Source organism: Mycobacterium simiae (genome assembly GCF_010727605.1).
Classification (GTDB): domain Bacteria; phylum Actinomycetota; class Actinomycetes; order Mycobacteriales; family Mycobacteriaceae; genus Mycobacterium; species Mycobacterium simiae.
In genome coordinates this window covers 893,536-918,486 of record NZ_AP022568.1, presented here as the reverse complement: position 1 = coordinate 918,486, position 24,951 = coordinate 893,536, and the positions used below count along the sequence as shown (strand labels likewise).

At 67.1% G+C, this 24,951-nt stretch carries 22 protein-coding genes and 2 tRNA genes; 17 read left to right on the top strand and 7 right to left on the bottom strand.

Translation table 11 applies throughout. The features are described from left to right. The first annotated feature begins 6 nt into the window (after nucleotides 1–6). From gatC to gatB, 5 genes are all read left to right on the top strand, one after another. Nucleotides 7–306 carry an Asp-tRNA(Asn)/Glu-tRNA(Gln) amidotransferase subunit GatC gene (gatC, locus tag G6N33_RS04135; RefSeq protein ID WP_044510606.1) on the top strand — a complete coding sequence of 100 codons (300 nt, stop codon included), beginning with the start codon at nucleotides 7–9 and terminating at the stop codon, nucleotides 304–306. Continuing rightward, nucleotides 303–1,790, top strand: coding sequence for an Asp-tRNA(Asn)/Glu-tRNA(Gln) amidotransferase subunit GatA (gene gatA / locus G6N33_RS04130; protein ID WP_044510608.1), 1,488 nt, complete (start codon nucleotides 303–305; stop codon nucleotides 1,788–1,790). Before gatC ends, gatA begins: the two co-directional genes overlap by 4 nt. Nucleotides 1,791–1,835: 45 nt before the next feature. Then, nucleotides 1,836–2,867, top strand: a complete 1,032-nt coding sequence (locus tag G6N33_RS04125; protein WP_044510610.1) for an ATP-dependent 6-phosphofructokinase — start codon at nucleotides 1,836–1,838, stop codon at nucleotides 2,865–2,867. A 121-nt stretch (nucleotides 2,868–2,988) separates the two neighbouring features. After that, nucleotides 2,989–4,125 (top strand): MinD/ParA family ATP-binding protein, encoded by a 1,137-nt coding sequence (locus tag G6N33_RS04120; protein WP_081662227.1) that lies wholly within the window; start codon nucleotides 2,989–2,991, stop codon nucleotides 4,123–4,125. Between the two features lie 55 nt (nucleotides 4,126–4,180). Then, complete coding sequence (gene gatB / locus G6N33_RS04115) at nucleotides 4,181–5,692, top strand: Asp-tRNA(Asn)/Glu-tRNA(Gln) amidotransferase subunit GatB (RefSeq protein ID WP_044510611.1); 1,512 nt, start codon at nucleotides 4,181–4,183, stop codon at nucleotides 5,690–5,692. Nucleotides 5,693–5,724: 32 nt separating this feature from the next. Here the strand turns inward: gatB and G6N33_RS04110 are convergent, their stop codons facing one another. Beyond that, the gene (locus G6N33_RS04110) at nucleotides 5,725–6,846 is read right to left on the bottom strand and encodes a PQQ-dependent sugar dehydrogenase (RefSeq protein ID WP_044510613.1); all 1,122 of its coding nucleotides are present in this window, start codon (nucleotides 6,844–6,846) and stop codon (nucleotides 5,725–5,727) included. 217 nt (nucleotides 6,847–7,063) lie between these two features. Here G6N33_RS04110 and G6N33_RS04105 point away from each other — a divergent pair, with 217 nt between their 5' ends. Next, nucleotides 7,064–7,930: a DoxX family protein gene (locus tag G6N33_RS04105; protein ID WP_044513095.1), complete on the top strand. Its 867-nt coding sequence runs from the start codon at nucleotides 7,064–7,066 to the stop codon at nucleotides 7,928–7,930. A gap of 6 nt (nucleotides 7,931–7,936) precedes the next feature. Here the strand turns inward: G6N33_RS04105 and G6N33_RS04100 are convergent, their stop codons facing one another. Next, entirely contained in the window at nucleotides 7,937–8,275 is a 339-nt protein-coding gene (locus tag G6N33_RS04100) for a PH domain-containing protein (protein ID WP_044510615.1), read from the bottom strand. Nucleotides 8,276–8,622: 347 nt separating this feature from the next. Between G6N33_RS04100 and G6N33_RS04095 the strand changes: the two genes are divergently transcribed. The 3 genes from G6N33_RS04095 (at nucleotide 8,623) to ilvC (ending at nucleotide 12,095) form a co-directional block, all read left to right on the top strand. After that, a complete protein-coding gene (locus tag G6N33_RS04095; RefSeq protein WP_232069463.1) occupies nucleotides 8,623–10,503 on the top strand; it encodes an acetolactate synthase large subunit in 1,881 nt (626 codons plus the stop codon). Next, nucleotides 10,503–11,009 carry an acetolactate synthase small subunit gene (ilvN, locus tag G6N33_RS04090; protein ID WP_044510618.1) on the top strand — a complete coding sequence of 169 codons (507 nt, stop codon included), beginning with the start codon at nucleotides 10,503–10,505 and terminating at the stop codon, nucleotides 11,007–11,009. Before G6N33_RS04095 ends, ilvN begins: the two co-directional genes overlap by 1 nt. A gap of 84 nt (nucleotides 11,010–11,093) precedes the next feature. After that, the gene (gene ilvC / locus G6N33_RS04085; protein WP_044510620.1) at nucleotides 11,094–12,095 is read left to right on the top strand and encodes a ketol-acid reductoisomerase; all 1,002 of its coding nucleotides are present in this window, start codon (nucleotides 11,094–11,096) and stop codon (nucleotides 12,093–12,095) included. Between the two features lie 100 nt (nucleotides 12,096–12,195). Here ilvC and wrbA read toward each other — a convergent pair whose 3' ends face one another. Further along, a complete protein-coding gene (gene wrbA / locus G6N33_RS04080; RefSeq protein ID WP_044510622.1) occupies nucleotides 12,196–12,795 on the bottom strand; it encodes an NAD(P)H:quinone oxidoreductase in 600 nt (199 codons plus the stop codon). Beyond that, nucleotides 12,792–14,255 carry a phytoene desaturase family protein gene (locus tag G6N33_RS04075; RefSeq protein ID WP_044510623.1) on the bottom strand — a complete coding sequence of 488 codons (1,464 nt, stop codon included), beginning with the start codon at nucleotides 14,253–14,255 and terminating at the stop codon, nucleotides 12,792–12,794. Before G6N33_RS04075 ends, wrbA begins: the two co-directional genes overlap by 4 nt. Before the next feature lie 41 nt (nucleotides 14,256–14,296). Here G6N33_RS04075 and serA point away from each other — a divergent pair, with 41 nt between their 5' ends. Both serA and G6N33_RS04065 read left to right on the top strand, forming a co-directional pair. Then, a complete protein-coding gene (gene serA / locus G6N33_RS04070; protein WP_044510625.1) occupies nucleotides 14,297–15,883 on the top strand; it encodes a phosphoglycerate dehydrogenase in 1,587 nt (528 codons plus the stop codon). Next, nucleotides 15,880–16,890, top strand: a complete 1,011-nt coding sequence (locus tag G6N33_RS04065; RefSeq protein ID WP_044510626.1) for a 3-isopropylmalate dehydrogenase — start codon at nucleotides 15,880–15,882, stop codon at nucleotides 16,888–16,890. Before serA ends, G6N33_RS04065 begins: the two co-directional genes overlap by 4 nt. Here the strand turns inward: G6N33_RS04065 and G6N33_RS04060 are convergent. Further along, nucleotides 16,790–18,094 (bottom strand): MFS transporter, encoded by a 1,305-nt coding sequence (locus tag G6N33_RS04060; RefSeq protein ID WP_044510628.1) that lies wholly within the window; start codon nucleotides 18,092–18,094, stop codon nucleotides 16,790–16,792. The two genes, G6N33_RS04065 and G6N33_RS04060, sit on opposite strands and share 101 nt — an antisense overlap. Before the next feature lie 546 nt (nucleotides 18,095–18,640). Between G6N33_RS04060 and G6N33_RS04055 the strand changes: the two genes are divergently transcribed. The 4 genes from G6N33_RS04055 to G6N33_RS04040 all read left to right on the top strand — a co-directional run bounded on the left by G6N33_RS04055 (nucleotide 18,641) and on the right by G6N33_RS04040 (nucleotide 21,318). Continuing rightward, nucleotides 18,641–19,450: a fumarylacetoacetate hydrolase family protein gene (locus G6N33_RS04055; protein ID WP_044510629.1), complete on the top strand. Its 810-nt coding sequence runs from the start codon at nucleotides 18,641–18,643 to the stop codon at nucleotides 19,448–19,450. A 62-nt stretch (nucleotides 19,451–19,512) separates the two neighbouring features. Further along, nucleotides 19,513–20,919, top strand: a complete 1,407-nt coding sequence (gene gltX / locus G6N33_RS04050) for a glutamate--tRNA ligase (RefSeq protein ID WP_044510631.1) — start codon at nucleotides 19,513–19,515, stop codon at nucleotides 20,917–20,919. 149 nt (nucleotides 20,920–21,068) lie between these two features. After that, a tRNA-Gln gene (locus G6N33_RS04045) sits at nucleotides 21,069–21,143 on the top strand. 102 nt (nucleotides 21,144–21,245) lie between these two features. Then, nucleotides 21,246–21,318, top strand: a tRNA-Glu gene (locus tag G6N33_RS04040). 17 nt (nucleotides 21,319–21,335) lie between these two features. Here G6N33_RS04040 and G6N33_RS04035 read toward each other — a convergent pair. Further along, nucleotides 21,336–21,848 carry a pyridoxamine 5'-phosphate oxidase family protein gene (locus G6N33_RS04035; protein WP_044510632.1) on the bottom strand — a complete coding sequence of 171 codons (513 nt, stop codon included), beginning with the start codon at nucleotides 21,846–21,848 and terminating at the stop codon, nucleotides 21,336–21,338. 85 nt (nucleotides 21,849–21,933) lie between these two features. Then, nucleotides 21,934–22,635: an IclR family transcriptional regulator gene (locus tag G6N33_RS04030; RefSeq protein WP_044510634.1), complete on the bottom strand. Its 702-nt coding sequence runs from the start codon at nucleotides 22,633–22,635 to the stop codon at nucleotides 21,934–21,936. Nucleotides 22,636–22,730: 95 nt separating this feature from the next. Between G6N33_RS04030 and leuC the strand changes: the two genes are divergently transcribed. Then, complete coding sequence (gene leuC / locus G6N33_RS04025; protein WP_044513096.1) at nucleotides 22,731–24,167, top strand: 3-isopropylmalate dehydratase large subunit; 1,437 nt, start codon at nucleotides 22,731–22,733, stop codon at nucleotides 24,165–24,167. Nucleotides 24,168–24,187: 20 nt separating this feature from the next. Next, a complete protein-coding gene (gene leuD, locus G6N33_RS04020; RefSeq protein ID WP_044510635.1) occupies nucleotides 24,188–24,784 on the top strand; it encodes a 3-isopropylmalate dehydratase small subunit in 597 nt (198 codons plus the stop codon). Nucleotides 24,785–24,951 lie beyond the last annotated feature (167 nt).

The window sequence follows — 24,951 nt, the reverse complement described above, 5'->3', positions numbered from 1 at the left end:
TCGCTCGTGTCCCAGATCTCCCGCGACGAGGTTGCGCACCTTGCCAAGCTGGCCAGGCTGGCGCTGACCGATACCGAGCTGGACAGCTTCGCCGGCCAACTCGACGCCATCCTGACGCACGTCAGCCAGATCCAGGCGGTCGACGTGACCGGCGTCGAAGCGACCGACAATCCGCTCAAGAGTGTCAACGTCACCCGCCCGGACACGGCCCGGCCGTGTCTAACGCAGCAGGAGGCGCTGGCCGCGGCGCCCGAGGCCGTCGACGGCCGGTTCGCGGTCCCGCAGATCCTGGGGGACAGCCAGTGAACGACATCATCCGCTCGGATGCCGCGTCACTGGCGGCCAAGGTTGTCGCGCGGGAGCTGTCTTCGGTCGAGATCACCCAGGCCTATCTGGACCGGATCGCGGCCACCGACGACCGCTACCATGCCTTCCTGCATGTCGCGGCCGACGAGGCGCTGGCGGCGGCGGCCGCGGTCGACGCGGCGGTGACGGCGGGGGAGCAGCTGCCCTCGGCGCTGGCCGGCGTCCCGTTGGCCCTCAAGGACGTCTTCACCACCGTCGACATGCCGACCACCTGCGGATCCAAAATCCTCGAGGGATGGCGTTCGCCGTACGACGCCACCGTCACCGCCCGGTTACGTGCCGCCGGTATCCCGATTCTGGGCAAGACGAACATGGACGAGTTCGCGATGGGCTCGTCGACGGAGAACTCGGCCTACGGCCCGACCCGCAACCCGTGGGACCTCGACCGGGTGCCCGGCGGCTCGGGCGGTGGCAGCGCGGCGGCGTTGGCCGCCTTCCAGGCGCCGCTGGCCATCGGGACCGACACCGGTGGCTCGATCCGTCAGCCCGCCGCGCTGACGGCGACCGTCGGGGTCAAACCCACCTACGGCACCGTGTCCCGCTACGGCTTGGTGGCATGTGCCTCGTCGCTGGACCAGGGCGGCCCGTGCGCGCGCACCGTCCTGGATACCGCACTACTGCATCAGGTGATCGCCGGGCACGACGCGCTGGATTCCACCTCTGTGGATGTCGCGGTGCCCGACGTGGTCGCCGGCGCACGGGCCGGCGCGGCCGGCGACCTGAAAGGCGTGCGGATCGGTGTGGTCAAGCAGTTGCGCGGCGACGGTTACCAACCGGGCGTGCTGGCGTCGTTCGAGGCCGCGGTGCAGCGGCTGACCGAGCTGGGCGCCGAGGTGAGTGAGGTCGACTGCCCGCACTTCGATCACGCCTTGGCCGCCTACTACCTGATTCTGCCGTCGGAGGTGTCGAGCAACCTGGCGCGATTCGATGCGATGCGCTATGGCCTGCGGGTCGGTGATGACGGCAACCACAGCGCCGAGGAAGTCATGGCGATGACGCGGGCGGCGGGATTCGGCCCGGAAGTCAAGCGCCGCATTATGATTGGCACCTACGCGCTGTCCGCGGGTTACTACGACGCCTACTACAACCAGGCGCAGAAGGTCCGCACCCTGATCGCCCGCGATCTGGATGCGGCCTACCAGTCCGTTGATGTGCTGATCTCGCCGGCGACCCCGACGACGGCGTTCCCGTTGGGGGAGAAGGTCGACGACCCGCTGGCCATGTACCTGTTCGACCTGTGCACGCTGCCGCTGAACCTGGCGGGGCACTGCGGCATGTCGGTGCCGTCGGGGCTGTCCCCGGACGATCAGTTGCCGGTGGGACTGCAGATCATGGCGCCCGCCCTGGCCGACGACCGCCTGTATCGGGTGGGTGCCGCCTACGAGGCCGCACGCGGTCCGTTGCCCGCGGCGCCGACGGTTTAGCCGCAGACTTGCCCGCCGGGCCGTCGGGACGGGCAAGATAAGAACATGCGGATCGGAGTACTGACCGGAGGTGGCGACTGTCCGGGCCTCAACGCTGTGATTCGGGCGGTCGTGCGCACCTGCGATGCCCGGTACGGCTCGTCGGTGGTCGGTTTTCAGGACGGATGGCGCGGTTTGCTGGAAAACCGGCGCATCCAGTTGCAAAACGACGACCGCAACGACCGGCTGCTGGCCAAGGGCGGAACGGTGCTGGGCACCGCCCGGGTGCATCCCGAGAAGCTGCGGGCTGGACTGGACCAGATCAAGCAGACGCTGGACGACAACGGCATCGACGTGCTCATCCCGATCGGTGGCGAGGGCACCTTGACGGCGGCGCATTGGCTGTCCGAGGAAAACGTCCCCGTGGTGGGGGTGCCCAAGACGATCGACAACGACATCGATTGCACTGACGTGACTTTCGGTCACGACACTGCGCTGACGGTGGCGACCGACGCGATCGACCGGCTGCACAGCACGGCCGAATCCCATCAGCGGGTGATGCTGGTCGAGGTGATGGGCCGCCACGCCGGCTGGATCGCGCTCAACGCCGGGCTGGCCTCCGGCGCCCACATGACGCTGATCCCCGAGCAGCCCTTCGACATCGAGGACGTGTGCCGACTCGTCAAACGGCGCTTCCAGCGCGGGGATTCACATTTCATCTGCGTGGTCGCCGAGGGTGCCAAGCCGGTTCCCGGCTCGATCCCGTTGCGCGAGGGCGGGGTCGACGAATTCGGGCACGAGCGTTTCACCGGCGTGGCCCAGCAGCTGGGCGTTGCGGTGGAGCGGCGGATCAACAAGGACGTGCGGGTGACGGTGCTAGGCCACGTCCAGCGGGGCGGCACACCGACGGCCTACGACCGGGTGCTGGCCACCCGGTTCGGGGTCCACGCCGCCGACGCGGCGCATGCCGGCGAGTACGGGCAGATGGTGTCGCTGCGTGGGCAGGACATCGGTCGCGTGTCGCTGGCCGACGCGACCCGGCACCTCAAGCTGGTGCCCGACGGCCGCTACGACGAGGCCGCCGCGTTCTTTGGCTGACCCCGGCCGCAGGCACAGCCACCGGACGTAGCGTCCGCCCGCTTTGCCGGCGGGTGCCGATTTAGTGGGATTCGTCACAGTTTTGCGTTTAATTTGCTGTTCGCCGGGGCTATCCCCGGTTATGAGCAATCGCGGTGGCATTCGCGGAGTCCCTCCGCAATCCGCTGTCCCGGCGGCCCCGCCGGCTGCCGGGAGGCCGACGTCCTCGGTGTCGTGGCGGGGCGGCGACTCGGCGGCCGTCACGGTGCCGGAACCACACCATCGGCTGGCCCGGCCGCGGGGCGTGGCCGCGCCGTATCGCCCCGAGCTGACCTTGGGCGGCACCGCGCTGGATGGGGTTGACCACGGCGATTCGGTCGGCTGGTCCCGATCTGGCTGGCGGCAGGTGATCCAACGGGTCACCGGAATCGATCTGGGACCGGGCAAAGACGCGCGGTTCGAACAGGGTCTGCGGGAGCGGATCGCGACGCCGATGGGTGGGGTGTTCCCGATCGCAGTGCTGAACTTCAAAGGCGGTGTCGGCAAGACCGCAGTGGTCGAGGCGCTCGGGTCGACGTTCGCGGAGGCGCGCGGTGACCGGGTGATCGCCGTCGACATCGACACCGGTGATCTGGCCGAGCGCCACGGCCGCCGTAATCCGCTGAGCCTGGTGGACCTGGTCGCGCGCAACGCGGTCACGCAGTATTCCGAGATTCGGGCGCACACCCACATGAACAGCTTCGGCTTGGAAGTGCTCGGGCTGCCCGATTACGCCCACACCGGCTGGCGGCTGGAGCGCCGCGACTTCGCCAAGGCGTTCTCGATACTGCGGAACCACTATTCGGTGGTGCTGGTGGACTGCGTCAAGGCGATCAACTCCGCGCTGATGGAAGCCGTGCTGCCCGAGGCGCGCGCCCTGGTGGTGGTCACCGGCACCTCCATCGACGCGGTACGCAAAACCGACACCACCCTGGAGTGGTTGTGCAACAACGGATATCGACACCTGATGAGGTCAACCGTGCTCGCGATGAACCACACCGAGCCGGCGAAGGCGGACGGCGTGGTCACCAAGGAGTTCGAGTCGATGGCTGCGCGCGTTGCCACCGCCGTGGTGTTGCCCTTCGATCGGCATGTCCATGCCGGGCGGGAACTCGGGCTGGACCGGTTGAGCAACGAAAGCCGACGCGGCTACCTCGAGCTGGCGGCCGCGCTCGGCGACTTGGCCGCCGGGCGTTCGGTGGGCGACGCCGCGGCACCGCGGCGGGTACGCATGCCCTGATCCCGGCCCTCGCTCCCGGCCCAGTCGCCCCGCGGGCCCCACTAGGATTCTCGTTATGACTGTTGCGTCCGCGGCCGACCTGTTGGATTACGACGAGGTCCTCGCGCGTTACGAGCCGGTGCTCGGCCTCGAGGTGCACGTTGAGCTGTCCACGGTCACCAAGATGTTCTGCGGCTGCTCCACGGCGTTCGGCGCCGAGCCCAACACGCAGGTATGCCCGGTCTGTCTGGGCCTGCCCGGCTCGTTGCCCGTGCTCAACCAGGCTGCAGTGGAGTCGGCGATCCGCATCGGGCTCGCGCTGAACTGCGAGATCGTGCCGTGGTGCCGCTTCGCCCGCAAGAACTACTTCTACCCGGACATGCCGAAGAACTACCAGATCTCCCAGTACGACGAGCCGATCGCCGTGAACGGCTACCTGGACGCACCGCTGGAAGACGGCACCACGTGGCGGGTGGAGATCGAGCGCGCGCACATGGAGGAGGACACCGGCAAGCTGACCCACCTGGGCAGCGAGACGGGCCGCATTCACGGCGCGACGACGTCGCTGATCGACTACAACCGCGCCGGTGTCCCGTTGATCGAAATAGTTACCAAGCCCATCGTGGGCGCCGGGGCGCGCGCCCCGCAGATCGCTCGCGCCTACGTGACGGCGTTGCGAGACCTGTTGCGCGCGTTGGGGGTATCCGACGTCCGGATGGACCAGGGTTCGATGCGTTGTGATTCCAATGTGTCGCTCAAGCCGATCGGCGCCAGCGAGTTCGGCACCCGTACCGAGACCAAAAACGTCAACTCGCTGAAAAGCGTTGAGGTCGCGGTGCGATACGAGATGCAGCGCCAGGCCGCCGTTCTGCTCGGTGGTGGTCGAATCACGCAGGAAACCAGGCACTTTCACGAGGCGGGATACACCAGTCCGGGCCGCACCAAGGAAACCGCCGAGGATTACCGGTATTTCCCCGAGCCCGACCTGGAACCCGTCGCGCCCAGCCGGGAGCTGGTTGAGCAGCTCCGCCACACCATTCCCGAGCTGCCCTGGTTGAGCCGCAAGCGGATTCAGCAGGAGTGGGGAGTTTCCGACGAGGTGATGCGCGACCTCGTCAACGCCGGAGCCGTCGAATTGGTCACCGCGACCGTCAAGCACGGTGCCTCCAGCGAGCAGGCCCGCGCCTGGTGGGGCAACTTCCTGGTGCAGAAGGCCAACGAGGCGGGCGTCGAGCTCGACGAGCTGGCCATCACGCCCGCGCAGGTCGCCGCGGTCATCGCACTGGTCGACGAGGGCAAGCTCTCAAACAAACTGGCCCGGCAGGTCGTTGAGGGCGTGTTGGCCGGTGAAGGTGAACCTGAAGAGGTGATGACCGCTCGCGGTCTGGCGTTGGTGCGCGACGACTCGGTCACCCAGGCCGCCGTCGACGAAGCGCTGGCCGCCAATCCCGATGTGGCGGAGAAGATTCGCGGCGGGAAAGTGCAAGCCGCCGGGGCCATCGTGGGTGCGGTGATGAAGGCCACTCGCGGCCAGGCCGACGCGGCACGGGTGCGCGAACTGGTGCTGGCCGCCTGCGGGCAGGCCTAGCGAGGCCGATTCGGCGGCGGTGCAAGAGGCTGTTAGGCCTTGTCGTCGTTGTTACGTGGGAAGCCACCGCCCTGCGGGAACAGCGGGAACACCACGTCGTCCAACTTCTCGGCGTCGCCGGCGGTCTTGTTGATGGTGGCACCCCAGACGTTGCCGTCCGGCGACAGGCGCAACGCCCACGCGTGCGCATGCGTGTCCTTGCGGACCACCTCGGGCTCGCCGGTGACCGCACCGGTATTCGGCGCAAGCCGCAGCGCCACCGTCATTTTCGTGTTGACCAGGTTGACCATGACGGTCCCGTCCATCGCCGCGCACCCGGCCACGCCCGGCTTGTCCGGCCAGGTCCAGACCGTGGAGACCTCGGAAGTCTTGGTGATGCGCTGCAACCGGTCCGCGGTAGGGGTGCGGTCGGCCACATACAGCGAGCCGTCGACCGGGTCGATGCACATTCCGCCGCCGGAACCGACGCCGGACAGCGCGGTAGTCGGCGGTGCCTGCCCGACGGTGGTTGGCTGCTCGATGCGTAATACCTTGCCGGCCAACGATTTAGGATCAGCGGCCAGCGCCGGGTTGCCGGCATCACCGGTCAGCACCAGCAACGTGGTGGGGCTGCTGAACAGCAGCGCACCGGTGTTCCCGATGGCGCCCTTGGGAATTCCGGTCAGGATGTCCTTGGGGATATCGCCGTCGGCGATCCGGATGACCCGGTTGTCGGTCGGCGTGCTGACGTAGGCGTACATCAGCCGGTCTTGGGTGTAGGTCGGTGACAGCACGATGTCCATCAAGCCGCCGTCGCCGGACGGGTCAACCGGAACGACCAACTTGACCTTCGGCTCGGCGCTGACGGAGATCTCCTTGACCGCACCGGTGGTGCGCTCGGCGACCAGTGCCGTCTTGCTGTCGGGACCCATGATCAGGCCGCTGGTGCTCTCCAGGCAGCCCTGCATCACCCCCGGGGCCGGGCAGGCCTTGGGAAACGGCGTGGGCGGCAGCGGCGGCGGTGGCGGCGGCGTGGAACTCGGCTGCGGCTTGAGCTCCGGGGCGGTGGTGAACGGCTGGGACGCCGCGTCGTTGAACCGGGCGCAGCCTGTCGCCACCAGCAGCACCGCGCACAGCGCAGCGAGCCCGCACCGAACCGGCCACCCCAAACGCATGACCGACAGGCTACGGATAGTGCGGGCACCGGCGCCACAGGCGTCGGGCGGGGCACGCCTGCGCCACCGCCACGAGCCGCCTTGGTTACCGTTTCGAAACACTGTTGAGTCGATTTCGAGCCAATCCGGGCCCAGTTAGCGGTATATGCGTCAATTATCCGGCGAAAGCGCCGCTCAAATCCCCAATTCGGGCGTCGATGCCCTTACCCTGACACCCGTGACCGGTCAATCTAATGACGCACCATGGCAGCGGCCCGGAGACGCACCGGAGCCGGCCCCGGGACGCCCCGCCGCAGCGCGCTTGGTCGACCCCGAAGATGACCTGACCCCCGTCGGGTATCCGGGCGACTTCGGTACCACCACCGTCATCCCCTACCAGGACCCCAACCAGGCTGTGCTACCCGCGGCGCCGACCTACCACGTGCTCGACCAGCAGGAGCCGCTGCCCTACGTGCAGCCGCAACCGCCGGCCCCTCCGGTGTCGGCGTCGGCACCGCGGCATCTGGCCGCCGAGCCCACCGAGATCGACCCGAGCGAGGACTACGAGCGGCAACGCGCCGTCGGCCGGCGCGGCACCCAGCACCTGGGGTTGCTGGTGCTGCGGGTAGGCCTCGGGGTGGTGCTGGGGGCGCACGGTCTACAGAAGTTGTTCGGCTGGTGGGGCGGACAGGGGATGGCCAGCTTCAAAAACTCGCTGTCCGACGTTGGCTACCAGCACGCCGACATCCTGTCCTACGTGAGCGCCGGCGGTGAGATCGTCGCGGCCGCGCTGCTGATGTTGGGGCTGTTCACCCCGGTGGCCGCGGCGGGCGCGCTGGCCTTCCTGATCAACGGCATGCTGGCCACCGTCTCGGCGCGCCCGCACACGTTCGCGTTCTTCTTGCCGCAGGGTCACGAATACCAGATCTCGCTGATCGTGATGGCCGTCGCGGTCATCCTGGCCGGACCGGGCCGCTACAGCCTGGACACCAACCGCGGCTGGGCGCACCGGCCGTTCATCGGGTCGTTTGTGGCCCTGCTGGCCGGTATCGCCGCCGGTATCGCGGTGTGGGTGCTGCTCACTGGCGTCAACCCGGTGGCCTGACCCGCGTCAGCGGTAAGGGTTGGGCACCCGGCCGGAACTGGCGGCCGCCAGCTGCGGCAGCGTCGCGAACGTGACGGCCGGCAGACGCAGCTCCGCTCCGTCCTTGAGCTTGGCGCGCGCCCAGGAGCCGCGGTGGAAGCGCAGCCCGTCGATGTGGTCCCACGCCACGGTCTGGCTGCTCAGCAGGTTCCGGACGGTCACACCGTAGTCGTCTGCCACCGTGCGCAGCCGGACGATCATCGCCGACAACAGCACCGGCAGGCCGAGCAGCGGCGCCGAGGGCGGCCAATACAACACCGGGATCAGCAGCCCGAGGGTCAAAAACCCCACGGCTAAATGCGCCATCGGCGAGATCCGGATGACGACGGGGGTGGGAGTCGGGGCAGCAGAACCGGAGGCCACCCCAGCATCATTTCACCCGGCCCGAGCCGACCATTGCGCGGCGCCGACGGGGACCGGCGGACCCGGATTTGACGGTTGAGCAGTGCGAAGGCTACCGTCGAGGGCTATGGATACCGCCGGACAGCCCGGGATGCTCGTAGTAATTAGTCGGCGCGTTGGTGCCTGACTAGCTCCTTCAGCATGTGAAGCGATCCGGTACCAACGCGCAACCCTCGATCAGCGGGAGCTGACGGGGGTTTTTTCTTGCGTCGACAAAACTTCCACAGCCAGCCCAACAAGATAGGACCAGAGTGAGCGCACCCACCAGGCACCAACGAGCCGGGTCGGCGAACGGCGACTGGGCATCGGACGGCCCGGACGCTACCGCCGCCGCCAACGTCCCGGCCGCGAAAACCAAACACGTTGCACCGCAACAACTTACCGGGGCCCAGTCGGTGATCCGGTCACTCGAGGAACTCGGCGTGGAGGTCATTTTCGGGATCCCGGGTGGCGCGGTGCTTCCCGTCTACGACCCGCTGTTCGACTCGAAGAAGCTGCGGCACGTGCTGGTTCGGCACGAGCAGGGCGCCGGTCACGCGGCGAGCGGTTATGCGCACGCCACCGGCAAGGTCGGCGTCATGATGGCCACCTCGGGTCCGGGGGCCACCAACCTGGTGACCCCGCTGGCGGACGCGCAGATGGACTCGATCCCCGTGGTTGCGGTCACCGGGCAAGTCGGGCGTGGCCTGATCGGCACCGACGCCTTTCAAGAAGCCGACATTTCGGGCATCACCATGCCGATTACCAAGCACAACTTCCTGGTTCGCTCCGGGGACGACATTCCCCGGGTGCTGGCCGAGGCATTTCACATCGCGGCGTCGGGACGGCCGGGCGCAGTGCTCGTCGATATTCCCAAGGACGTGCTGCAGGGCCAGTGCACGTTCAGCTGGCCGCCGCGGATGGACCTGCCGGGCTACAAGCCGAACACCAAGCCGCACAACCGCCAGATCCGGGAGGCGGCCAAGCTGATCGCACGTTCGCGCAAACCTGTGCTGTACGTCGGCGGTGGTGTCATCCGCGGCGAAGCGACCGAGGAGTTGCGGGATCTGGCCGAGCTGACCGGGATTCCGGTCGTCACCACGCTGATGGCGCGGGGCGCGTTCCCGGACAGCCACCGGCAGAACCTGGGCATGCCGGGCATGCACGGCACGGTCGCAGCGGTGGCCGCGCTGCAGCGCAGCGATCTGCTGATCGCGTTGGGCACCCGCTTCGACGATCGCGTAACGGGAAAGCTCGATTCCTTTGCGCCCGAAGCCAAGGTCATCCACGCCGACATCGACCCGGCCGAGATCGGCAAGAACCGGGTGGCCGACGTGCCGATCGTCGGCGACGTCAAGGCTGTCATCACCGACCTGATCGCGATGCTTCGCCAGGATGGGGATGCCGGTACCGCCAAGGTTCCGGAGATGGACGCGTGGTGGGCTTATCTGAACGATGTTCAGTCCACCTATCCGCTCAGCTACGGCCCGCAAAGTGACGGCAGCCTGAGCCCGGAGTACGTGATCGAGCAGCTCGGCAAGATCGCCGGGCCCGAGGCGGTGTACGTTGCCGGCGTCGGTCAGCACCAGATGTGGGCAGCGCAGTTCATCTCCTACGAAAACCCGCGCACCTGGCTGAACTCCGGCGGCCTGGGCACGATGGGCTTCGCGATCCCGGCCGCCATGGGCGCCAAAGTCGCTCGGCCCGAGGCGGAGGTCTGGGCGATCGACGGCGACGGATGCTTCCAGATGACCAACCAGGAGTTGGCCACCTGCGCGGTCGAGGGCATACCCATCAAGGTGGCGCTGATCAACAACGGCAACCTGGGCATGGTGCGGCAGTGGCAGAGCCTGTTCTATGAGGAGCGCTACTCCCAAACCGACCTGGCCACGCATTCGCGCCGCATCCCGGATTTCGTGAAGCTGGCCGAGGCGTTGGGTTGCGTCGGATTGCGTTGCGAGCGTGAGGAAGACGTCGTTGACGTGATCAACCAGGCGCGTGCGATCAACGACTGCCCGGTGGTGATCGACTTCATCGTCGGCGCCGACGCTCAGGTGTGGCCGATGGTGGCCGCCGGCACCAGCAATGACGAGATCCAGCACGCCCGCGGAATCCGCCCGCTGTTCGACGACGAGACCGAGGGGCACGCCTGATGTATACGAAGACGCACACCTTGTCGGTGTTGGTGGAAGACAAACCCGGTGTGCTCGCGCGCGTCGCGGCACTGTTCTCTCGGCGTGGCTTCAACATCGAGTCGCTCGCGGTGGGTGCCACCGAACAGAAGGACATGTCGCGCATGACAATCGTCGTTTCCGCCGAGGAAACACCGCTCGAACAAGTCACCAAGCAGCTAAACAAGTTGATCAACGTCATCAAGATCGTCGAGCAGGACGAGGACAACTCGGTGGCTCGCGAATTGGCGCTCATCAAGGTGCGCGCCGACGCTGCCACCCGGGCACAGGTAGTCGAGGCAGCAAACCTGTTCCGTGCCAAGGTCATCGACGTTTCCCCTGAATCGCTGACCGTAGAGGCCACCGGTACCCGCGGTAAGCTCGAGGCGCTGTTGCGCGTGCTCGAACCGTTCGGTATCCGAGAGATCGTCCAATCGGGTGTGGTTTCGCTATCCCGCGGCCCACGCGGCATCGGCACCGCCAAGTAACGCCGCGCACCCGAAAGGCTGCCCGAGAAGGCCGCCGAGAAGGCAAATGAGAAGGAGAAATTCACCGTGCCAGAGGCATTAGAGATGTTTTATGACGACGACGCGGATCTGTCGATCATCCAGGGTCGCAAGGTCGGCGTCATCGGATACGGCAGTCAGGGCCACGCGCATTCGCTGAGCCTGCGCGACTCCGGTGTGCAGGTGCGCGTCGGCCTCAAGGAAGGCTCGAAGTCGCGGCCCAAGGTCGAGGAGCAGGGTCTCGAGGTCGACACCCCTGCCGAGGTCGCCAAGTGGGCCGACGTCATCATGCTGCTGGCCCCCGACACCGCGCAGGCCGAGATCTTCACCAACGACATCGAGCCCAACCTGAAAGACGGCGATGCGTTGTTCTTCGGCCACGGGCTGAACATTCACTTCGATCTGATCAAGCCGCCGGCGAATGTCACCGTCGCGATGGTCGCGCCGAAGGGGCCTGGCCACCTGGTGCGCCGGCAGTTTGTCGACGGCAAGGGTGTGCCCGCGTTGATCGCGATCGACCAGGACCCGACCGGCAACGGCCAGGCGCTGGCGCTGTCCTACGCCAAGGCCATCGGCGGCACCCGCGCCGGCGTCATCAAGACCACCTTCAAGGACGAGACAGAGACCGACCTGTTCGGTGAGCAGGCCGTATTGTGCGGTGGCACTGAGGAATTGGTGAAGACCGGTTTCGATGTGATGGTCGAGGCGGGCTACCCACCGGAGATGGCCTACTTCGAGGTGCTGCACGAGCTGAAGCTGATCGTGGACCTGATGTACGAGGGTGGCATTGCGCGGATGAACTACTCGGTGTCCGACACCGCGGAGTTCGGCGGCTACCTGTCTGGTCCGCGTGTCATCGACGCCGGCACCAAGGAGCGGATGCGGGAGATCCTGCGCGACATCCAAAGCGGCGAATTCACCAAGAAACTTGTTGCCAACGTCGAAGGTGGCAACAAGCAGCTCGAGCAGTTGCGCAAGGAGAACGCCGAGCACCCGATCGAGGTCACCGGCAAGAAGCTGCGCGATCTGATGAGTTGGGTCGACCGCCCGATCACCGAGACGGCGTAACACCTTTACCGAGCGCTTGGCCGGGCGGCGGGCTTCGATCGCCCGGCCAGCCGGGCGCAAGGTTACGACCGCCCGGCCAGCCGGGCGCAAGCGCGCTGGGCTACGACGAAAGGCGGTCGGCGATCGTCACGACCCGGCGCGCCAGGTGTTCCAACGCGGCGGCCGTGACCTCACCGATGTGCTCGATGTTGTCGTGGGTGCTGACCAGGCTGGCCCCATACGGGTTGCCGTCGACGAACTTGCACGGATCGGTGTAGCCCGGCGGGACGAGGATGCCGCCGAAGTGCATCAGCGTCAAGTAGAGCGAGACCAGCGTCGTCTCCTGACCACCGTGCAGGGTATTCGAGGATGTGAACCCCGCGTACACCTTGTCGGCCAGCTTGCCCTCGGCCCACAGCCCGCCCAGCGAGTCCAGGAAGTCGCGGAGCTGAGCGGCGGGCGAGCCGAAGCGAGTGGGGGAGCCGAAGACAACGGCATCGGCCCAGACGATGTCCTCGCCGGTCGCGGCCGGCAGGTCTTTGGTGGCGTGGTAGTTCGCCGTCCACGCGGGGTTCTGCGCGAAGGACGCTGGGTCGCGCGTCTCGGCAACCGGGCGAATGCGAACCTCGGCGCCGGCGGCCTCGGCCGCAGCGGCGACGCGCTTGGCCATTGTGGTGCCGTGGCCGGTGGCCGAGTAGTAGATGACTGCGAGTTTGGTCACGCGGTCAGCTTAGGCCGCAGCGCCGGCATTTGAGTGATGCCGAACTCGCGGCGCAACAAGCTGCGGGCGGCGTAATACCCGGCCATGCCGTGCACGCCGCCGCCCGGCGGGGTGGCCGCCGAACACAGATATGCCCGCGGAATCGGCGTGCGCCACGGGTCGACGCGCGGTGTGGGCCCGGCGATCGCGCGCCAGGCCGAGTTCGCGCCCATGCCGATGTCACCGCCGACGTAGTTGGCGTTGTGGGCGGCCAACTGCGCGGCGGGGACCGTCCGGGCGGCGACCACGATGTCGCGGAAGCCGGGGGCGAATCGTTCGACGGTCGCGGTGACGGCTTCGGTCGCGTCGAGCGTGGAACCAGCCGGCACGTGGGCGTACGTCCAGAACGGTCGACGGCCCCCGGCGTCGATGCGGCCGGGATCGACGAGGTGCGGCGCGGCGGCCAGCACCATCGGCCACTGCGCGTGCCGTCCGGCTGCGATCTCCTTCTCGGCGAACGCCATCTGTTCGCGGGTGCCGCCCAGATGCAGGGTGGGCGCGGCCCGCAGGCGCGGATCCGACCAGGGAATCTCGCCGTTGAGGACGAAATCGACCTTGGCAACACCGGGCCCAAAGTGGTAGCGGCGCAAAGCTTTTGCGTAGCGCTTTGGCAGCCCTGGAAAACTCCGGCCGTAGATCCGCAGGAGGGCGGTGGGCGCCGTATCGAACGCAACGACACCGCTTGGCGGCTCGGTGATTTCGACACCGGCGGTCACTTCGCCGCCGTGCGCGCGCAGGTCGGCGAGTAACGCGTCGGTGATCGCCTGGCTGCCGCCCACCGGAATCGGCCAGCCCACCGCGTGCGCCAGCACGGCCAGCAGCAACCCGGCTCCGGCCGCGGTGATGGACGGCATGCGCGAAAGCACATGGGCGGCAACGCCGGTGAACAAGGCTCGGTTGTCAGCGCCGCTCAGTAAACCCACCGGCGAGCCCCAGGCCGGCGTGCCCTGGGCCAGCATTCGCATCCCCAGGCGCAGCGCCGCGGGCAGCGACGCCGGCATGGAACGCTTGTCGCCGAGCAGAACGTCCACCACCGCCGCCCAGTCCGTCACCAGTGGGGCGAGCAGTTTCCGCCAGGACGCACCGTCGGACAGCTCGGCGCAGGTGCCTTCGAGGTCGCGGTAGGCGATCGCGGCCGGCCGGCCCGGCAGCGGATTGCCGTAGGCGATGTCGGGCACTTTCAGCTGCACGCCGCGTGCGGCCAGGTCGAACTCGGCGAAAAACGGTGAGGCCAGCGCCAGGGGATGCACGGCCGAGCAGATGTCGTGTTCAACTCCGGCAAATTCTGGGTCGGTCGCGGTGCGGGCCCCGCCACCCAGCGTCTGCTGTGCCTCGATGACCTGCACTTTGAGTCCAGCGCGGGCACATATGACGGCGGTGGCCAAGCCGTTGGGTCCGCTGCCGACGACGGTGACGTCCACCGGTCAATTACAGTCCAGACCCCGGCCTATAGCCTGGTCGGGTGAACTTGCCTGTTGTATTGATCGCCGACAAACTCGCTCAATCGACTGTCGCCGCCTTGGGCGACCAGGTCGAGGTGCGATGGGTAGACGGACCGGACCGAGAGAAGCTGTTGGCGGCGGTGCCCGAGGCCGACGCGCTGCTGGTGCGGTCGGCGACCACCGTCGACGCCGAGGTCCTGGCGGCCGCGCCCAAACTCAAGATCGTGGCCCGCGCCGGCGTCGGCTTGGACAACGTCGACGTCGACGCAGCCACCGAACGCGGTGTGCTGGTCGTCAACGCGCCCACGTCGAACATCCACAGCGCCGCCGAGCACGCGATCGCGTTGCTGCTGGCCGCATCCCGACAGATCGCGGCGGCTGACGCCACATTGCGCCAACACACGTGGAAACGCTCGTCATTTTCGGGCACCGAACTCTTCGACAAGACCGTCGGCATCGTCGGGCTGGGCCGAATCGGCCAATTGGTCGCGGCGCGGCTCGCGGCGTTCGGCACCCACATCGTCGCCTACGATCCCTACGTCTCGCCGGCGCGCGCCGCGCAGCTCGGTATCGAACTGCTGCCGCTGGACGACCTACTGGCGCGCGCCGACTTCATCTCGGTGCATCTGCCGAAGACGCCGGAGACGGCGGGGCTAATCGACAAGGAGGCGCTGGCCAAGACCAAGCCCGGCGTCATCATCGTCAACGCCGCGCGCGGCGGTCTGGTCGACGAGGCGGCGCTGGCCGAGGCGATCACCAGCGGTCATGTCCGCGCCGCCGGGCTCGACGTGTTCGCCAGCGAGCCCTGTACGGACAGCCCGCTTTTCGACTTGCCGCAAGTGGTGGTGACGCCCCACCTGGGTGCATCAACCGCCGAGGCGCAGGACCGTGCGGGCACCGATGTGGCCGAAAGCGTACGGCTCGCGCTGGCCGGCGAGTTCGTACCCGACGCGGTCAATGTCGGCGGCGGCGTGGTCAACGAAGAGGTGGCGCCGTGGCTGGACCTGGCACGCAAACTCGGGGTATTGGCCGCCGCGCTGTCCGACGGTCTGCCGGCCTCGTTGTCAGTCCAGGTACGCGGCGAGCTGGCATCCGAAGATGTTGAGGTGCTGCGACTTTCGGCCTTGCGAGGGCTGTTCTCGGCGGTCATCGAAGATCCCGTCACCTTCGTCAACGCGCCGGCGTTGGCCGCCGAACGCGGAGTGACCGCCGACATCAGCACGGCCACCGAAAGTCCCAACCACCGCAGCGTCTTGGATGCGCGTGCCGTGGCCCACGACGGCTCCACCGTCAACGTGGCCGGCACCTTGTCCGGGCCGCAGCTGGTCGAGAAGATCGTTCAGATCAACGGCCGCAACTTCGACCTGCGCGCGCAGGGCACCAACCTGGTGATCAACTACGCCGATGCGCCCGGGGCGTTGGGGAAGATCGGCACTATCCTCGGTGAAGCCGGCGTGAATATTCAAGCCGCGCAGCTCTCCGAGGATGCCGAGGGGCCGAGCGCGACGATCCTGTTGCGGCTCGATCAGGATGTGCCCACCGATGTCCGATCGGCGATCTCGGCCGCCGTCGGCGCCAACAAACTGGAAGTGGTTGACCTGTCATGAAATTGGCGATCATTGGCGGCGACGGTATCGGTCCGGAGGTGGTCGCCGAGGCGGTCAAGGTCCTCGATGCGGTCAAACCGGGCGTGCAGAAGACCGAGTACGACCTCGGTGCGCGGCGCTATCACGCCACCGGCGAGTTGCTGCCGGAGTCGGCGCTCGCCGAACTGCGACAGCACGACGCGATTCTGCTCGGGGCGATCGGTGACCCCTCGGTGCCCAGCGGCGTGCTGGAGCGAGGCCTGTTGTTGCGGCTGCGCTTTGAGCTCGATCATCACGTCAACCTGCGACCGGCCCGGCTCTACAAGGGTGTGCACAGCCCGCTCGCGGGAAACCCCGACATCGATTTCGTGGTGGTGCGGGAGGGTACCGAGGGACCCTATACGGGTAACGGCGGGGCGATCCGGGCGGGCACCGCGCACGAAGTGGCCACCGAGGTGAGCGTCAACACCGCGTACGGCGTGCGCCGCGTCGTCAAGGACGCATTCGAGCGGGCCCAACAGCGCCGCAACCATGTGACGTTGGTACACAAGAACAATGTGCTGGCGTTCGCCGGGAAACTATGGTCGCGCGTCTTCGCCGACGTCGCTGCGGAGTATCCCGATGTCGAGGTGGCCTATCAACACGTCGACGCCGCCACCATCTTCCTGGTGACCGACCCGGGGCGTTTCGATGTGATCGTCACCGACAACCTATTCGGTGACATCATCACCGACCTGGCCGCTGCGGTGTCGGGCGGAATTGGCTTGGCCGCCAGCGGAAACATCGATGCCACCCGAACCAACCCGTCGATGTTCGAGCCGGTGCACGGCAGCGCGCCCGACATCGCCGGCAAGGGCGTCGCGGATCCGACCGCGGCGATCATCTCGGTAGGGTTGCTGCTCGCCCATCTTGGCGAGGCCGAAGCCGCTAGTCGGGTGGAGCGGGCCGTCGAGACCTATCTGGCGTCGCGGGGAAACGAACAGCTCGCCACCAGCGAAGTCGGCGAACGGATTGCAGCCGCGCTGTAGTTTCCAAACCCGGTGGTAGCAAACGGATCGGCACCACCGGGATCGCCAGTAGCGGAAACAACCCGCACAACGCCCACGCCGGCGGATACCGCGCCGCACTGATGAACGCACCGAAAAGCGGGGGTCCCGCTGCCGCCATCAGCCGCTGGGTGGTGTTCTGGATACCCAGCGCCCGCCCGCTCCAGAACGGGCCGGCGAACTCGGTGATCGCGGTTGCTTCCAATCCGTTGTCGAGCACCGCGATCACCGAGACGAGGATCATCAGCGGCACTTCGTAACGCGAAGTCCGGCCGTCGGCGAACGCCAGCGCAAACAGGGTGAGAGCCGCGGCGGCGGCGATCAGGGCGACGGGGCGCATCCTCGAGCCGATGCGGTCTGACCATCGCCCCACCAGGATGCGGCCCAGCGCGCCAAGCAGTTGCGAGACGGTCATCGCCGCGCCGGCGGACGCGATCGACCAGCCGTCGTTGCGAATCAGCCAGACCAACATGAACGTAACGGTCACCGTTTGCGGCATCATCAGCAATGCCGACGCCGCGTGGATTCGCCACAGCACCCACGAGCCGCGATAGGGGCTCGCCAGTTCCTGGTCGGTGGCCGATGCGCGGGATTTGCGCGGCGGGTCGGTTATGCCCACCAGGCTGATCAGGGCGGCCAGCGTGCACGCGATTGCGGGAAACATCAGGCCCGCGTGCGGGCTGTGCTCACTCAACTCGGGTATTACCAAGGCCCCCAGGGCAATACCCAGCGGTTGGGCGGTCTGGCGAATTCCCATCGCCAGGCCACGTTGCTGCGGCGGGAACCAGCCCGACACGAGTCGGCCACCGGCGGCATTACAACCGCCCGCGGCCATTCCCCCGAGGAACAGGAATAGGCCGACCCGCACCAACGAGTCCGTCGCGGTCGCCGCGTAGGCCGCGCCCGCCGTGAGCGCCGAGCCCACGGTCAAGACCAGTCGCTCGCCGGCGCGATCGAGTACGTAGCCCCACGCGATGAGCGTGACGACCATGCCCCAGCTGGGCATCGAGGACAACAGACCGGCCTGGGCCAGCGAGGTTTTGCGTTCGGCTTCCAGCGCCGGGATCAGGAACGCGACGCCGTTGATGAACAGGAAGGAACTCGACGTCACAACCAGCGCGACGATCATGATCGCCCAGCGTGTGCCGGCGTTCGGTGATTCCGACGCGGTTGGCTCCTTCGTCATTTGTCCATGTTTCCACAAGTAGGTGGCGACTCGGCCGACGGCAATTTGGGACGGTGCATCAGGTTTGGACCGCGGCCGTGCGCCGGTCTGTTGCCGCCCGTGTCGGCCCGCGTCGCCCGGCTGCCGCCGGTCTCGCGACCGACACGGGGTTGATGGTGTCGGCCCGCGTCGCCCGGCTGCCGCCGGTCTCGCGACCGACACGGGTTGATGGTGTCGGCCCGCGTCGCCCGGCTGCCGCCGGTCTCGCGACCGACACGGGTTGATGGTGTCGGCCCGCGTCGCCCGGCTGCCGCCGGTCTCGCGACCGACACGGGTTGATGGTGTCGGCCCGCGTCGCCCGGCTGCCGCCGGTCTCGCGACCGACACGGGTTGATGGTGTCGGCCCGCGTCGCCCGGCTGCCGCCGGTCTCGCGACCGACACGGGGTTGATGGTGTCGGCCCGCGTCGCCCGGCTGCCGCCGGTCTCGCGACCGACACGGGGTTGATGGTGTCGGCCCGCGTCGCCCGGCTGCCGCCGGTCTCGCGACCGACACTAGGCTCGACGGAATGCGCCTTGGTCGAATCGCCAGTCCGGACGGTGTTTCCTTTGTCAGCATTGAGGGTCCGCTGGAGGACCCCAGCGCGATGGTTGCCCGTGAAATTGCCGAACACCCCTTCGGCACCCCGACGTTCACCGGCCGCTCGTGGCCCGTCGCGGACGTTCGGCTGTTAGCGCCGATGCTGGCGGGCAAGGTCGTCTGCATCGGCAAGAACTACGCCGACCACATCGCCGAAATGGCGAAATTCGCCACCGGGCCCGCCGCGGAGGATCCGATCATCTTCCTCAAGCCCAACACCGCCATTATCGGGCCGAACGTGCCGATCCGGTTGCCGGCCAACGCATCACCCGTGCACTTCGAAGGGGAGCTGGCGGTGGTGATCGGCCGCCCATGCAAGGACGTCCCCGCCGCCCAAGCCGCCGACAACATCCTCGGCTACACCATCGCCAACGACGTGTCGGCGCGCGATCAACAAAAGGCGGACGGGCAATGGACTCGCGCCAAGGCGCACGACACTTTTTGCCCGGTCGGACCGTGGGTCGTGACCGACTTGAGCCCGCTAGACCCGTCCGACCTCGCACTGCGCACCGAGGTCAACGGCGAGGTCAAACAGGACAGCCGCACCTCGCTGCTGATTCACGACGTCGGCGCGATCGTGGAGTGGATCTCGGCGGTGATGACGTTGTTGCCCGGCGACCTCATCCTTACCGGGACACCAGCCGGAGTCGGCCCCATTGAGGACGGTGACACCGTCGCGATCACCATCGAGGGCATCGGCACGCTGTCCAATCCCGTGGTCCGAAAAGGAAAGTCGTGACCCCATCGAGCGGGGTTCGAGTCCGGTTCTGTCCATCGCCGACCGGCACTCCGCACGTCGGGATGGTCCGCACCGCGCTGTTCAACTGGGCGTACGCCCGGCACACCGGCGGAACCTTCGTCTTTCGGATCGAGGACACCGACGCGCAGCGCGACAGCGAGGAAAGCTATCTGGCTCTGCTCGACGCGCTGCGCTGGCTCGGTCTGGATTGGGACGAGGGCCCCGAGATCGGCGGCCCCTACGCTCCGTATCGGCAATCGCAGCGCAGTCACCTCTACCGCGACGTGGTGGACAAGCTGCTCGCGGCGGGTGAGGCCTACTACGCGTTTTCCACCCCCGAGGAGGTCGAGGCCCGTCACATTGCCGCCGGCCGCAACCCCAAACTGGGCTACGACAACTTCGACCGGCAACTGACCGACGCCCAGCGCGCCGCGTTCCTGGCCGAGGGCCGGAAGCCGGTGGTGCGCCTGCGGATGCCGGACGAAGACCTGCGCTGGAATGACCTGGTGCGCGGCGCCACCACCTTCGCGGCGGGCTCGGTACCCGATTTCGCGTTGACCCGCGCCAGCGGAGATCCGTTGTACACCTTGGTCAACCCGTGCGACGACGCGCTGATGAAGATCACCCACGTGCTACGCGGCGAGGACCTGCTGCCCTCCACGCCGCGTCAGCTGGCGTTGTACCAGGCGTTGATCCGCATCGGAGTGGCCGAGCGCGTTCCGGAATTCGCCCACCTGCCAACGGTATTGGGCGAGGGCACCAAGAAGCTGTCCAAGCGTGACCCGCAGTCCAACCTATTCGCCCACCGCGACCGGGGCTTCATCCCGGAAGGCCTACTGAATTACCTTGCGCTGCTTGGCTGGGCGATCGCCGACGATCACGATGTGTTCAGCCTGGACGAGATGGTGGCCGCGTTCGACGTGGTCGACGTCAACTCCAACCCGGCCCGCTTCGACCAGAAAAAGGCCGACGCCATCAACGCCGAACACATCCGGATGCTCGATGCCGAGGACTTCACCGCTCGGCTGCGTGACTATTTCGTCGCACACGGGCATCGGCTGCCGCTGGACGCGGCGGCGTTCGCGACCGCGGCCGGGTTGGTGCAGACGCGCATCGTGGTGCTGGCCGATGCCTGGGATCTGCTGAGGTTCCTCAACGACGACGACTACGCGATCGACCCCAGGGCCGCCGCCAAGGAGCTGGGGCCCGACGGGGCAGCGGTGCTGGAGGCCGCCCTGACGGCCCTGGACGGCGCGACGGGCTGGACCGCGTCCCACATCGAGGAGGCGCTGAAATCCGCCTTGATCGAGGGACTGGGCCTCAAACCGCGCAAGGCGTTCGGCCCCATCCGGGTCGCGGTCACCGGGACGACGATCAGCCCGCCACTGTTCGAGTCGTTGGAGCTGCTCGGTTGCGATCGCAGCCTGGCCCGGCTGCGGGCCGCTCGTGCCCAGATCGCCGCGCCGTAGCCCGAAGCCGACGGCGCATTCGGAAGGACCGGTGAGTCTTTGGTAGTCTGCACTGCGGTTTGCAAAGGCCGACGACGGCTGGCAGCGGTGGTTTCCCGGCGGGCACTAGCTCGCAGTAACCGCTCTGACCAGCGGTTATAGGCAGCCGATGGGGTATGGTGTAATTGGCAACACAGCTGATTCTGGTTCAGCCATTCTAGGTTCGAGTCCTGGTACCCCAGCCAAGTCCGTCGAGCTGCACACCGCTGTCGAAGCGATGTCGAGCGATGCCAAGCGATTAGGCCGCCCTCGCCCGGTGAGCTATGCTGGCAGCTCGGATCGGTTCTGGCCCCGTCGTCTAGCGGCCTAGGACGCCGCCCTCTCACGGCGGTAGCGTGGGTTCGAATCCCATCGGGGCTACAACACTGCGATCGCAGTTACCGGCCGGTCCCCAGCACGGCCGGTGCCGTGGAACCTCCCACCGGCATCGGTGCCAAGCCAAGTTTGCGGTGATCCCACGAGCGCGCGCGCCGAGCGACGATGCGTACGCAGACCCGCTTGTTCATCATCTGCTCGACGAACGGCTTCATCTCGTCGGTATAGGGCCCGGTGTAGCGCTCCCACACGCTGACCCCGACCCGGTGTGCGACGTCCGGATCGTCGACGATCTCCGCGACTCCCTCGAAGGAGACACCGCGCAGCGTGTCGTAGGTGTTGCCGTCCTCGATCAGGAAGCTCACTCGCGGGTCCCGGGTCAGGTTCACCGCCTTTTGCGACTTGGCTTTTGTCTCCAGCCAGATTTCGCCGTCGACGACGGCGTACCACATAGCGGTCAGGTGCGGGTGGCCATCGGGACCGACGGTGGCCAGCGTTCCAGTACGGCTTTTTTCGACGAAATCGGCGATCTCCTCGTCCGACATGACGATGCTCGCGCGTTGGTTGGTTCCCATGGCGGTCAGTCTGACAGGCGCCCCGCGGCCAGTCTGCACTGGTTGCTGCGGGCGCACTCCGAAGACACGATCGCCCGACGCCTGGTTACAGAAGGCGGGTCATCGCCTCGGCCGCGGCCAGCAGGTCCGCCGCCCAGCGCGCACCCGGGCGACGTCCGATCCGGTCGATAGGCCCCGAGACCGAGACGGCCGCGACGACGGCACCGCGGCCGTCGCGCACCGGCGCGGAGACGCTTGCCACTCCCGGCTCGCGCTCGGCGACGCTTTGCGCCCAACCGCGCCGGCGTACTTCGGTCAGTGTCCGCTCGGTGAACATCGCGTTTGGCAGGACGGCCTTTTGCGTGACGGCATCGCTGTGCGCCAACAGGACTTTGGCGCCCGAACCCGCCGTCATCGGCAGCCGAGCACCGACGGGGACCGTATCGCGCAGACCCGCAGCTGGTTCCAGGGCCGCCACGCAAACCCGCGAGTTGCCCTCGCGCCGGTACAACTGCACGCTCTCGCCGGTGGTCTCGCGTAATTGGGGCAAAATCGCCGCACCTGCCGCCAGCAACGGATCATCAACGTGCGCCGCAAGTTCGGTCAGCGCGGGGCCAAGCTGCCAACGGCCGTCGTCATCGCGCGCAACCAGGCGATGCACTTCCAGCGCGGCCGCCAACCGGTAGGCGGTGGCCCGCGGAAATCCGGTCCGCTCGCACAGTTCGGCCAACCCGCAGGGGGATTCCGCGATTGTGTGCAGCACCTCCACGGCTTTATCCAGGACGCCGATGCCGCTATGCTGTCTCATACAGAGATACTAGCGTCTCGCATTATGAGACCACAGCCCAGATGGTCGGCGAGCCGCACGAGGCGAATCGAGGCGAGTTCACGGTGGGAACCGAAATGCAGGGGCCCGGCGACAGCCGGCGGCGCACCTTGGCCGAAAAGGTTTGGGAGGACCACGTCGTGGTATCCGGGTCCGCAGCCGAAGGCGCCGGCGCGCCCGACTTGATCTATATCGACCTGCATTTGGTGCACGAGGTCACCAGCCCGCAGGCGTTCGACGGTCTGCGCCTGGCCGGTCGCCGCGTGCGCCGGCCGGATCTGACGTTGGCCACCGAGGACCACAACGTGCCCACCGTCGACATCGACAAGCCGATCGCCGACCCGGTATCGCGCACTCAAGTCGAGACATTGCGGGCAAACTGTGCCGAATTCGGTGTGCGCCTGCATCCCATGGGCGATATCGAGCAGGGCATCGTCCATGTCGTCGGGCCGCAATTAGGACTCACTCAACCGGGAATGACGATCGTGTGTGGGGATAGTCACACGTCCACGCACGGCGCATTCGGCGCATTGGCAATGGGCATCGGTACTTCGGAGGTCGAGCATGTGCTGGCGACTCAGACTTTGCCGCTGCGGCCGTTCAAGACAATGGCGGTGAATGTCGATGGGGAGTTGCCTCCCGGCGTGACGGCCAAGGACATTATTCTCGCGCTGATCGCCAAGATCGGTACCGGCGGCGGGCAGGGCCATGTCATCGAATATCGCGGCAGCGCCATCGAATCGCTATCCATGGAAGGCCGCATGACGGTCTGCAACATGAGCATCGAAGCAGGCGCCCGGGCCGGAATGGTCGCACCGGATCAGATCACGTTCGAATTCCTGCGTGGCCGACCGCACGCGCCGACCGGAGCGCAATGGGATGCCGCCGTGCAGTACTGGCAACGGCTGCGTACCGACGAGGGCGCAGTCTTCGACACCGAGGTTTACCTGGATGCGCAATCGTTGACTCCGTTCGTCACCTGGGGGACCAACCCGGGCCAGGGCGTGCCGCTGGGTGCCACGGTGCCCGATCCGGAGTTGATGACCGACGATGCCGAACGACAGGCGGCCGAGAAAGCATTGGCGTATATGGACCTTCGGCCGGGTATGCCGATGCGGGAAATCGCCGTCGACACGGTGTTCGTCGGCTCTTGTACCAACGGTCGTATCGAAGATTTGCGGGTGGTGGCCGACGTGCTGCGCGGTCGCAAGGTAGCTCCGGGACTGCGGATGCTGGTGGTCCCGGGCTCGATGCGGGTGCGCTCACAGGCCGAAGCCGAAGGGCTGGGCGAGATTTTCACCGCTGCCGGCGCTGAATGGCGCCAGGCGGGCTGCTCGATGTGCCTGGGCATGAACCCCGATCAGCTCGCACCCGGCGAGCGGTGCGCCGCGACCTCCAACCGCAACTTCGAAGGGCGGCAGGGCAAAGGCGGCCGTACACATTTGGTATCGCCGGCGGTCGCGGCGGCAACCGCGATCCGTGGCACGTTGTCCGCTCCGGCCGACTTGAACTGAAAACGAAATCGAGGACGAAGATGGAACCTTTTCAGACCCACACCGGGATTGGCGTGCCGCTACGCCGCTCCAATGTCGACACCGATCAGATCATTCCGGCGGTGTACCTGAAGCGCGTCACCCGAACCGGATTCGAGGACGGCTTGTTCGCGTCGTGGCGGTCGGATCCGTCATTCGTACTCAACCTCAGCCCCTTTGACCGAGGCTCGGTGTTGGTGGCCGGTCCCGACTTCGGCACCGGATCGTCGCGCGAGCATGCGGTGTGGGCACTGATGGACTACGGGTTCCGAGTGGTGATCTCGTCTCGTTTCGGCGACATTTTTCGGGGTAACGCGGGCAAGGCGGGGCTGCTGGCTGCCGAAGTCGACCAGGACGGTGTGGAACTGCTTTGGAAGCTCATCGAGCAGAGCCCGGGGCTGGAAATCACTGCCAATCTTCAAGATCGAAATATCACCGCGGGAACGACGGTGCTGCCGTTCAGGATTGACGACCACACCGCCTGGCGGCTGCTCGAAGGACTCGACGATATAGGCCTTACGCTGCGGAAACTCGGCGAGATCGAGTCTTTCGAGGCGGTCCGTCCGGACTGGAAACCGTGCACTGTGCCGGCCCCGTGAATCGCCGATCGGGGTGAGATTTCGCTCCGATCGCCTTAGCTAGCAAGGCTTATTTTTCGCCGGCGTCACCTTCCAAGGGCGGCAACCGGATTCCCAAATTTCCTGTCGAGTGGCCGTGAAATTGCGCGTGGCGCTTGGCAATTTGCTGGGTCAGGGTTTACCGTGTT